Raw genomic sequence first — 8,518 nt, forward strand, 5'->3', positions numbered from 1 at the left:
TGCTGCGCGTCCGGTCAGCCGGCGAGGCCGCTGACCCAGGCGATGGTGGCCGAGACGGTGACGATGCTCACCGCCGTCGAGATCAGGATCGAGGCCGACACCCGCTGCGGCGCGACTCCGTAATGCTGGGCGAGAATGTAGACGTTGCCGGCCACGGGCAAGGCGGCGACGGCGATCATCACCGCCGCCGCGAACGGCTCCACGTCGAACAGCACCAGCGCGCAGAGGGCGACGGCGGCCGGGTGCAGCACGAGCTTGGCGAACGACAGCCATCCCGCCACCGCGACACGCTCGGCCGACTTGTTCGCCAGCGACGCGCCGATGGCGAACAGCGCACCCGGCGTGGCGGCGGCGCCGAGGAGGATCAGGAAGTCGTTCACCACCCCCGGCACCGGCACCCCCGCGCCCGACACCGCGAGCCCGAGCGCCATCGACACGATCATCGGGTTCGCCAGCAGCCCCAGCCCGACGGTGCGCAGGATGCCGAGCGACATCCGCCCGTCGCGCCCGCCGACGATCAGGATCACGATCAGCGAGCCGAAGATGCCGAGATCGACCGTGAGGCAGAGCATCACGAAGCCCACCGCGCGCTCGCCCAGCAGCAGCGCCAGCATCGGGATGCCGAGGAAGCCGACGTTGCCGATCACCGCGCACTGCGCCTCGACCGCCGCCTCCTCGACGCCGCGCCCGCGCAGCAGGGCGACGAGCGTGACGAGCCCGTAGACCGCCGCGCCCGCGAGCAGGTAGGCCCAGACGAACGGCCACGAGAAGATCGCGCCGAGCTCGAGGTTGACCGAGAAGCGCAGCAGCATCGCCGAGAGGGCGAAGTAGAAGACGAACTTCGTCAGGTAGGCCGTCGCCTCCGGGGTGAAGAAACCGCTGCGGCCCGCGCCGTAGCCGAGCCCGATCACCGCGAAGAAGGGCAGGGTCTCGAGGAAGACCGCGAGCATCGGGTCAGAACGCGGCCCGGACCTCGCCCACCGTCAGGCCGCGCCGGTTCACGAGCGGCGGGTTGAGGCGGGCCTGCGCGAGCGGGTGGGCGGCGTCGAGCACGCCGAGGCCGACGAGGATGCGGGCGATGGCGCACTCCGAGGCGCGGGTCGTGCCGTCGGTGATCTTGAGCGCCACGCCGAGCCGCTTCTCGGGCACGATCGCGACGAACACGCCCTCGGCGCCGGTCTTGATCGCCACGCGCCCGTCCATCGCGCGCATCAGCTCGGTGCAGGCCCGGCCCTCGCCGGCGACCAGCTCGGGGTGGGCGACCATCGCCTCGCGCAGCGCGACCATCGCCTTGTCGCGCGCGCCGCCGGTCTGGCCGGCGCAGGCGAAGGCGCCCATGGCGCGGGCGAGGCCGAGCAGGGTGACGGGGAAGTTCGGCGCGGAACAGCCGTCGATGCCGTAGCCCGGCGTCACCTCCTCGGTGACCTCCTCGAAGGCCTGCCGCACCGCACGCTGCACCGGGTGATCGAGCTCGACGTATTCCGGCCCGCCGCCGATCCGCTGCTCGAGCGCGAGGAAGCCCGCGTGCTTGCCCGAGCAGTTGTTGTGGACCTGGCAGGCGTCGTCGCCCGAGCAGATCAGGTCGCGCCGGGTGGCGTCGTCGCGCGGGGTCTCGGGGCCGCAGCGCAGGTCGTCGTCGCCGAGGCCGAGCGCGGCGAGCCACTCGCCGACCCGCTCGGCGTGGAGGTGCGCGCCCTGGTGGCTGGCGCAGGCGAGGGCGAGCTGCTCGCTGCTCAGTTCCAGCCCGCTCTCGGCGAGGGGCAGCGCCTGGATCATCTTGCACGACGAGCGCGGGTAGATCAGCGTGTCCGGCGCGCCCCACGCCTCGACGATCCCGCCGGTGTCGTCGACGACGACGGCATGGCCGCGGTGGACGCTCTCGACCATGTCATTGCGGGTGAGTTCGACCAGCGTCGCGTCGGTTATCGCGGGGTGCGTCATCGCATGAAATTCCATCGTTTTTCCGGCGGAATTCCGCACGAGAGCGTGAGCCCTGCGGACTTTCCCCGAGCGGTTGTTTCTTGTTAAGGTCATGGCTATCGGGTTGATCCCAGCCCTGCCACCGAAAAGCTGCCGCAAGACGTGGCTTTCGCGCGGGGCCCTACAGAGGCAAGGACAGCTTGGAGGCTGTATACATGATTTCAGGATTTCTGCGCGGCGCGTGCTTTGCGGCGGCCATTCTCACGGCCGGGTCTGCATGGGCCCAGGAATCGTCCAACCGGGTCGCTGCCGACACCGATTGGAGCGTGTTCGTCGAAGACGATCCCAAGGAGTGCTGGGGCGTCTCCGCGCCCAAGGAAACCCGCATCGTCGACAGCAACGGCAACCCGACCACCGGGCGCCGGGGCGACATCCTGCTGTTCGTCTTCTACCGGCCCAACGCCGGCGTCGACGGGCAGGTGACCTTCACCGGCGGCTACCCGTTCGCGGGCGGCTCGACGGTGACGCTGCAGATCGGCGATTCGTCCTACGAGCTGTTCACCGAGGGCGAGTGGGCCTGGCCGGCGACCCCGGAGGACGACACCCGCATCATCGCCGCGATGAAGCGCGGCGCGACGGCGACCCTGCGCGGCCGCTCCGGTCGTGGCAACCAGACCATCGACCAGTTTTCCCTGCTCGGCTTCACGGCCGCGGTCGAGGAAGCGGCGCGTCGCTGCGCCTGAGGACCCGGGACATGAACATCACCCGCATCGCCGCAGCGGCCACGGCCGCCGCCCTGCTGTCCACGCCCCTCGCGGCGCAGGAGACGGCGGCCGAGGTCGATACCGACTGGTACGTCTTCGTCGCCGAGGATGAGAGCGAGTGCCTCGCCGTATCCTCGCCGCAGCGGGCGGAGTATTTCCGCGACGGCGCGGAGGTCAGCGCCACGACCGACGAGCCGAGCCTCACCGTCGTCTACCGCCCGGGCGAGGGCGCGATGGGGCAGGTGGCCTACCTGGGCGGCTTCCCGTTCTCCGAGGACGAGCCGATCGAGGCACAGGTGGGGACAGAGGCGCACGCGCTCTACCCCGACAACATCTGGGCCTGGCCGCCCAGCGCCGAGGCCGACGCCGCGTTGATCGAGGAGATGCGCGTCGGGCGCGAGGTGCGGCTGTCGTCCTTCTCGAGCCGCGGCACCAACGTGGTGCACTACTTCTCGCTCAACGGCTTCGGGCCGGCCGTCGACGAGGCCGCGCGCCGCTGCGACAACTGACCCCGGCCCCTGCGGCACTTTCGGGCGCGGATTCCTTTGGTTTCCGCGCCCGCTTGCTATATGAGGCCTGCCTGACCAACCTGACCCGCTGGAGAGCCCGATGCCGGCCGATGCCCCGATCACGCAGGACGTCCTGACGATTCCGCGCAAGATCCCCGACAGCGGGCGGACCAACCTCGTCGGCCTCACCCGTCCCGCGCTCGCCGAGGCGCTGCGCGCGGCCGGCACGCCCGACAAGCAGGTGCGGATGCGCGTCAACCAGGTCTGGCAGTGGATCTACCACTGGGGCGTGCGCGATTTCGAGGCGATGACCAACCTCGCCAAGCCCTACCGCGCGCTGCTCGCCGAGAACTTCGAGATCGCGCTGCCCGAGATCGTCTCGCGGCAGGTCTCCAACGACGGCACCCGCAAGTACCTCGTCCGCATCGCCGGCGGCCACGAGGTCGAGACGGTCTACATTCCCGAGGAAGATCGCGGCACGCTCTGCATCTCGAGCCAGGTGGGCTGCACGCTCACCTGCTCCTTCTGCCACACCGGCACCCAGAAGCTCGTGCGCAACCTGACCCCGGCCGAGATCGTCGGCCAGATCATGCTCGCCCGCGACGATCTCGGCGAGTGGCCCGCGCCCGGCACCGGCACCGGCGAGAGCGGCCCGCGCCTGCTGTCGAACATCGTGCTCATGGGCATGGGCGAGCCGCTCTACAACTTCGACGCCGTACGCGACGCGATGAAGATCGCGATGGACGGCGAGGGCATCGCGCTCTCGCGCCGCCGCATCACGCTGTCCACCTCCGGCGTCGTTGCCGAGATCGCGCGCTGCGCCGAGGAGATCGGCTGCATGCTCGCCGTCAGCTTCCACGCCACCACCGACGAGGTGCGCGACCGGCTCGTGCCGATCAACAAGAAGTGGAACATCGAGACCCTGCTCGAGTCGCTGAAGGCCTACCCCAAGCTGTCGAACTCCGAGCGGATCACCTTCGAGTACGTCATGCTCAAGGACGTCAACGACAGCGACGACGATGCCCGCCGGCTGGTCAAGCTGATCGAGGGCATCCCCGCCAAGATCAACCTGATCCCCTTCAACGAATGGCCCGGCGCCCCCTACGAGCGCTCGTCCAACAACCGCATCCGCGCCTTCGCCGACATCATCTACAAGGCGGGCTACGCCTCGCCGATCCGCACGCCGCGCGGCGAGGACATCATGGCCGCCTGCGGCCAGCTCAAGTCCGCCACCGAACGCGCCCGCAAGTCGCGCCTCGAGATCGAGGCCGAGCTCTAGCAACCGCGCCCCGCCGGCCGGCGTTGTCGCTCCACACCAGATGGAGCGGCGGCATGGCCTACAGCGAAGGCGACAAGGTAGAGTGGAACTGGGGCGGCGGGACCGGGACCGGCAAGGTCACCAAGGTCTACACCGGCAAGATCACCCGGATGATCAAGGGGACCGAGGTCACCCGCGACGCCGACGACGACAACCCGGCCTACCTGATCGAGCAGGAGGACGGCGACGAGGTTCTGAAGTCCGACAGCGAACTCAGCAAGGCCTGACACCGCTTCCGCTGCGTGCCGTCTTCCGTTAACGGATGAGGCGCAGCAGCGGGGAGAGCGGGCGATGGCGGGCAGGATGCGGATCGGGGCGGTCGAGTTCGAGGTGCTGCCGGTCCCCGGCGCGACAGCCGAGGCCGTCATGCGCGACGAGATCCTGCGACGCGGCATGTCGCAGAAGGTCTGGACGTGGGACGGCGCGCAGGGCCGCTACCTGATCCAGGCGACGCAGAACGGGGCGGTGCCGTTGCCCAACGGGCTGGTGTTCTTCGTCCCCCGCGTCGCGCCCACCGGCGCCGTCGGGCGCAACGACGCCGCCTCCGCCCGACTCGCGAGCCGCTTCGTCTCGGAAATCGGCGCCGACGACATCACCGGCGTCCTCGCCACGGTGACCCAGGTGGTCGGCTTCCCGCACAAGACCCTGCCGCTCGACGTGTTCGCGCCGCTGCAGGACGTCTGCAGCTACGTGATCCACCAGGAGATCGACTACGCCCTCGCCCTGCTGCGCAACCGCGAGGACGACCTCTCCGGCTACCTCTGCCTGCCCAACCGGGTGAGCTACCACCACGAGGTCACCGAGGTGCGTGACCAGGTCGCGCTCGACGGCCTCCTCGCCGACAGCCCCCGGCTGCGCAGGATGGAGCCCCGCTTCCTCGTCCCGGCCAAGATCCCGGCCAACCGCGAGATCCGCAAGATGGCCCTCAGCCAGCGCATCCGCGACACCCGCGACGCCCTCGCCAATCTCCCCGATGGCCCCGGCGGCGCCGTCGCCCGGGACAACCTCGAGCGCAAGCTCCGCCAGAGCCGGACCGAATGGGACGCCTTGGGCCGGGCGGCCTGAGCCTGCGTCAGCCCGGCTGGCCGGCGGGGCAGAGTTCGCCGCTGTAGCGCAGGGTCAGGAGCCCGGCATTGGTGTCCGCGATCCCCTCGTTGGTGAAGGCGCCGCTCGCGCCCTCGTAGCGCCCGGTGCCGCCGGTGATCCGGTACTCCGTCTTCATGTGGAACACCCCCGGACTGCCGGCGACGGGCGTCCAGGTCGCGGTGTCCTCGGTGCGCAGCGTGCCACGGTCGGCGAGCACGAAGTCGTGGACGAGCCGCAGCGAGACAGTCCCGTCGTCCTGCGCCGTCTGCTCCTGCACCACGGCCCGGGTCGCCCCCGCCAGATCGCCGGTGACGCTGCCGAGCACGTTGACCGGCTCCCCGCCCACGACCGATGCGTCGATCGTGCCGCCGACGGGCATGCAGCCCTGCGCCGCGGCATGCCCCGCCGTCAGGGTGCAGCCCGCCAGAAGGACGAATGTCCTGAGTATCGAATGTGTCATCGCGCCTCTCCTCTGTTGACGTGGACCCATTGAAGCAGCCGACCGGGCGCCCGGACACGACCGATGTCTTATCGATCGATGCACCTCGTGCATGGGTGATCGTGCTAGACTGCGACCAGCAGCGACGAGGGGAGGAGACCGCATGGAGATGTCGCAGATCCGCTACGCGCTGGCGGCGGCCGGCACGCTGAACTTCACGAAGGCGGCGAGCGACTGCAACGTCTCGCAGCCCGCGCTCACCCGGGCCATCAAGGCGCTCGAGGACGAACTGGGCGCGCAGATCTTCCACCGCGAGGGCAGGTCGGTCCATGTCAGCGAGTTCGGCAAGTCGATCCTGCCGCACCTGCGCCAGATCATGGACCAGGCCGGCGTGACGCGCACCCTCGCCGAGAACTACCGCCTGCTGAACAAGGCCCCGGTGCGGCTGGGGGTGCTCAGCACCGTGGGCCACGTGCGGCTGGCGCGCTTCCTGGCGGCCTTCGAGGCGACCTACGAGGGCGTCGAGCTGACGGTGTCCGAGGCGCCGCTGGCCGAGCTGCAGGACCTGCTGGAGGCCGACGAGATCGACCTGGCGATCCTGAACCCCGCGGGCGCGAAGGCCGACGCCTACCGCCTCTCGCCGCTCTACGAGGAGCGCTACGTGGTCATCCTGCCGCCCGACCATCGCCTGCGCGAGAAGAACGCCATCGGGCTCGCCGACCTCTCGGGAGAGAGCTACGTCGACCGGCTCGCCTGCGAGATGCGGGAGATGGTGATGAAGGTCTGCGCCGTCGAGGGAGTGGAACTCTACGCGCGGTTCCGCTCGGAGCGGGAGGACTGGGTGCAGGCGATGGTCTCGGCCGGGATCGGCTTCGCCTTCGCGCCGGAATACTCGGTCTTCGTCCCCGGGGTGATCCAGCGGCCGCTGGTCGCGCCGTCGGTGACCCGCTCCATCGCCCTCGCCAGCATCCCCGGCCGCCCCTACTCGCCGGCGACGCAGGCGCTGGTGCGCTCCGCGGCCGGCTTTGCGTGGCCCGGCTGAGCAGCACCGCGAATCGCACTGCGGTGATTTGATCTTCCGCCAGGCCCGCTACGTCCCTCCGGAACACGGTTCCGCGGAGAGGACAGACCCATGAAGACAGCGCCGGCAGCGATGAGCAGGAGCGAGGCCCTCGACCTCTTCACGCGCACCCGGGCCCGCACCGACGCCCTGACGGCGCCGCTGAGCCCGGAGGACACCATGCTGCAGAGCATGGAGGACGCGTCGCCGGCGAAGTGGCACCTGGCGCACACGACGTGGTTCTTCGAGGAGTTCATCCTCAAGCCCCGGCTGCCCGACTACGCCTCGCCCGACGACCGCTTCGCCTTCCTGTTCAACTCCTACTACACCCAGGCCGGCCCGCGTCACGCGCGCGACAGGCGCGGCCTCGTCTCGCGCCCCGGCGGCGCGGCGGTGCGGGCCTACCGGAGCTTCGTCGAGGACAGCCTGGCCGGCCTGCTGGCGCGGCCGCGCGACGATGCCGACGAGATCGCGGCGCTGGTGGAGCTCGGATGCCACCACGAGATGCAGCACCAGGAGCTGCTGGTGACCGACCTGCTGCACGGGCTCAGCTTCAACCCGCTGCTGCCGGTCTACCGCGAGCCCGAGCCACTGCCCGTCACCTCCGAGGTGCCGCTCGCCTACCGCCGTCTCGAGGGCGGGCTGGTCGAGATCGGCCATGCCGGCGACGGCTTCGCCTACGATTGCGAGGGGCCGCGCCACAAGGTCTACCTCGCGCCCTACGAGATCGCCGAACGACCGGTGACCAACCGCGAGTGGATCGCCTTCATGGAGGACGGCGGCTACGACGACGCGCGGCACTGGCTGATGGAGGGTCTCGCCGTCGCCAAGCGCGAGGAGTGGAGCCACCCGCTCTACTGGTGGCAGCAGGACGATGAGTGGTGGACCTACACCCTGCGCGGCCCGCAGCCGGTGGCGCTCGATGCGCCGGTGGTCCACGTCAGCTACTACGAGGCCGACGCCTTCGCCCGCTGGGCTGGGGCGCGGCTGCCCACCGAGGCCGAGCACGAGGTCGCCTTCCGCGACACGCCGATCGGGGGCAACCTGATGGGCGACGGCGACGATATCGGGATGCTGCGCCCGATGCCGGGGGCGGGGATCTGGGGCGACGTCTGGGAGTGGACGGCGTCGGACTTCGCGCCCTACCCGGGCTTCCGGCCGCCCGAGGGGGCGCTCGGCGAGTACAACGGCAAGTTCATGGTCAACCAGCGGGTGCTGCGCGGGGGGTCCTGCGCCACCCCGGCCGAGCAGCTGCGGTCGACCTACCGGACGTTCTTCTACCCGCACCAGAGGTGGCAGATGATGGGTCTGCGGCTCGCGCGGGACGTGGGTTGATCCGACGTGGGGCGAGGTGGGTGCGCAATGAAAGCACACCCTACGGGGTGCGGGGGATGGGCGCGACGGGTCTGGCGGTAGGGTGCG

10 protein-coding genes are annotated in these 8,518 nt (G+C 70.3%); 7 read left to right on the top strand and 3 right to left on the bottom strand.

Annotated elements, in window-relative coordinates; translation table 11 throughout:
* Window positions 1–14 precede the first annotated feature (14 nt).
* Together OG2516_RS11885 and OG2516_RS11890 are read right to left on the bottom strand one after the other, a co-directional pair.
* On the bottom strand, window positions 15–950 hold the full coding sequence (locus OG2516_RS11885; protein WP_007255925.1) for an AEC family transporter: 936 nt from the start codon (window positions 948–950) through the stop codon (window positions 15–17).
* Window positions 951–954: 4 nt separating this feature from the next.
* Window positions 955–1,941 (bottom strand): asparaginase, encoded by a 987-nt coding sequence (locus OG2516_RS11890; protein WP_007255926.1) that lies wholly within the window; start codon window positions 1,939–1,941, stop codon window positions 955–957.
* Between the two features lie 194 nt (window positions 1,942–2,135).
* On the opposite strand from OG2516_RS11890, the gene OG2516_RS11895 reads away from it, so the two are divergent.
* The 5 genes from OG2516_RS11895 (at window position 2,136) to OG2516_RS11915 (ending at window position 5,576) form a co-directional block, all read left to right on the top strand.
* A complete protein-coding gene (locus tag OG2516_RS11895; protein ID WP_040615175.1) occupies window positions 2,136–2,663 on the top strand; it encodes an invasion associated locus B family protein in 528 nt (175 codons plus the stop codon).
* Window positions 2,664–2,674: 11 nt separating this feature from the next.
* Window positions 2,675–3,193: an invasion associated locus B family protein gene (locus OG2516_RS11900; protein ID WP_007255928.1), complete on the top strand. Its 519-nt coding sequence runs from the start codon at window positions 2,675–2,677 to the stop codon at window positions 3,191–3,193.
* A gap of 100 nt (window positions 3,194–3,293) precedes the next feature.
* Window positions 3,294–4,472 carry a dual-specificity RNA methyltransferase RlmN gene (rlmN, locus tag OG2516_RS11905; protein WP_007255929.1) on the top strand — a complete coding sequence of 393 codons (1,179 nt, stop codon included), beginning with the start codon at window positions 3,294–3,296 and terminating at the stop codon, window positions 4,470–4,472.
* Between the two features lie 53 nt (window positions 4,473–4,525).
* Complete coding sequence (locus OG2516_RS11910; protein ID WP_007255930.1) at window positions 4,526–4,738, top strand: hypervirulence associated TUDOR domain-containing protein; 213 nt, start codon at window positions 4,526–4,528, stop codon at window positions 4,736–4,738.
* 64 nt (window positions 4,739–4,802) lie between these two features.
* Complete coding sequence (locus OG2516_RS11915) at window positions 4,803–5,576, top strand: hypothetical protein (protein WP_007255931.1); 774 nt, start codon at window positions 4,803–4,805, stop codon at window positions 5,574–5,576.
* Between the two features lie 7 nt (window positions 5,577–5,583).
* Here the strand turns inward: OG2516_RS11915 and OG2516_RS11920 are convergent, their stop codons facing one another.
* Entirely contained in the window at window positions 5,584–6,057 is a 474-nt protein-coding gene (locus OG2516_RS11920) for a hypothetical protein (RefSeq protein WP_007255932.1), read from the bottom strand.
* Window positions 6,058–6,199: 142 nt separating this feature from the next.
* Here OG2516_RS11920 and OG2516_RS11925 point away from each other — a divergent pair, with 142 nt between their 5' ends.
* A complete protein-coding gene (locus OG2516_RS11925; protein WP_007255933.1) occupies window positions 6,200–7,078 on the top strand; it encodes a LysR family transcriptional regulator in 879 nt (292 codons plus the stop codon).
* Window positions 7,079–7,168: 90 nt separating this feature from the next.
* The gene (egtB, locus tag OG2516_RS11930) at window positions 7,169–8,431 is read left to right on the top strand and encodes an ergothioneine biosynthesis protein EgtB (protein ID WP_040615176.1); all 1,263 of its coding nucleotides are present in this window, start codon (window positions 7,169–7,171) and stop codon (window positions 8,429–8,431) included.
* Window positions 8,432–8,518 lie beyond the last annotated feature (87 nt).

The organism is Oceanicola granulosus HTCC2516 (genome assembly GCF_000153305.1).
Classification (GTDB): Bacteria; Pseudomonadota; Alphaproteobacteria; order Rhodobacterales; family Rhodobacteraceae; genus Oceanicola; species Oceanicola granulosus.

Coding starts and splice junctions, on each gene's coding strand:
- OG2516_RS11885 (WP_007255925.1), bottom strand. CDS start 950: ATGCTCGCGGTCTTCCTCGAGACCCTGCCCTTCTTCGCGGTGATCGGG.
- OG2516_RS11890 (WP_007255926.1), bottom strand. CDS start 1,941: ATGACGCACCCCGCGATAACCGACGCGACGCTGGTCGAACTCACCCGC.
- OG2516_RS11895 (WP_040615175.1), top strand. CDS start 2,136: ATGATTTCAGGATTTCTGCGCGGCGCGTGCTTTGCGGCGGCCATTCTC.
- OG2516_RS11900 (WP_007255928.1), top strand. CDS start 2,675: ATGAACATCACCCGCATCGCCGCAGCGGCCACGGCCGCCGCCCTGCTG.
- rlmN (WP_007255929.1), top strand. CDS start 3,294: ATGCCGGCCGATGCCCCGATCACGCAGGACGTCCTGACGATTCCGCGC.
- OG2516_RS11910 (WP_007255930.1), top strand. CDS start 4,526: ATGGCCTACAGCGAAGGCGACAAGGTAGAGTGGAACTGGGGCGGCGGG.
- OG2516_RS11915 (WP_007255931.1), top strand. CDS start 4,803: ATGGCGGGCAGGATGCGGATCGGGGCGGTCGAGTTCGAGGTGCTGCCG.
- OG2516_RS11920 (WP_007255932.1), bottom strand. CDS start 6,057: ATGACACATTCGATACTCAGGACATTCGTCCTTCTGGCGGGCTGCACC.
- OG2516_RS11925 (WP_007255933.1), top strand. CDS start 6,200: ATGGAGATGTCGCAGATCCGCTACGCGCTGGCGGCGGCCGGCACGCTG.
- egtB (WP_040615176.1), top strand. CDS start 7,169: ATGAAGACAGCGCCGGCAGCGATGAGCAGGAGCGAGGCCCTCGACCTC.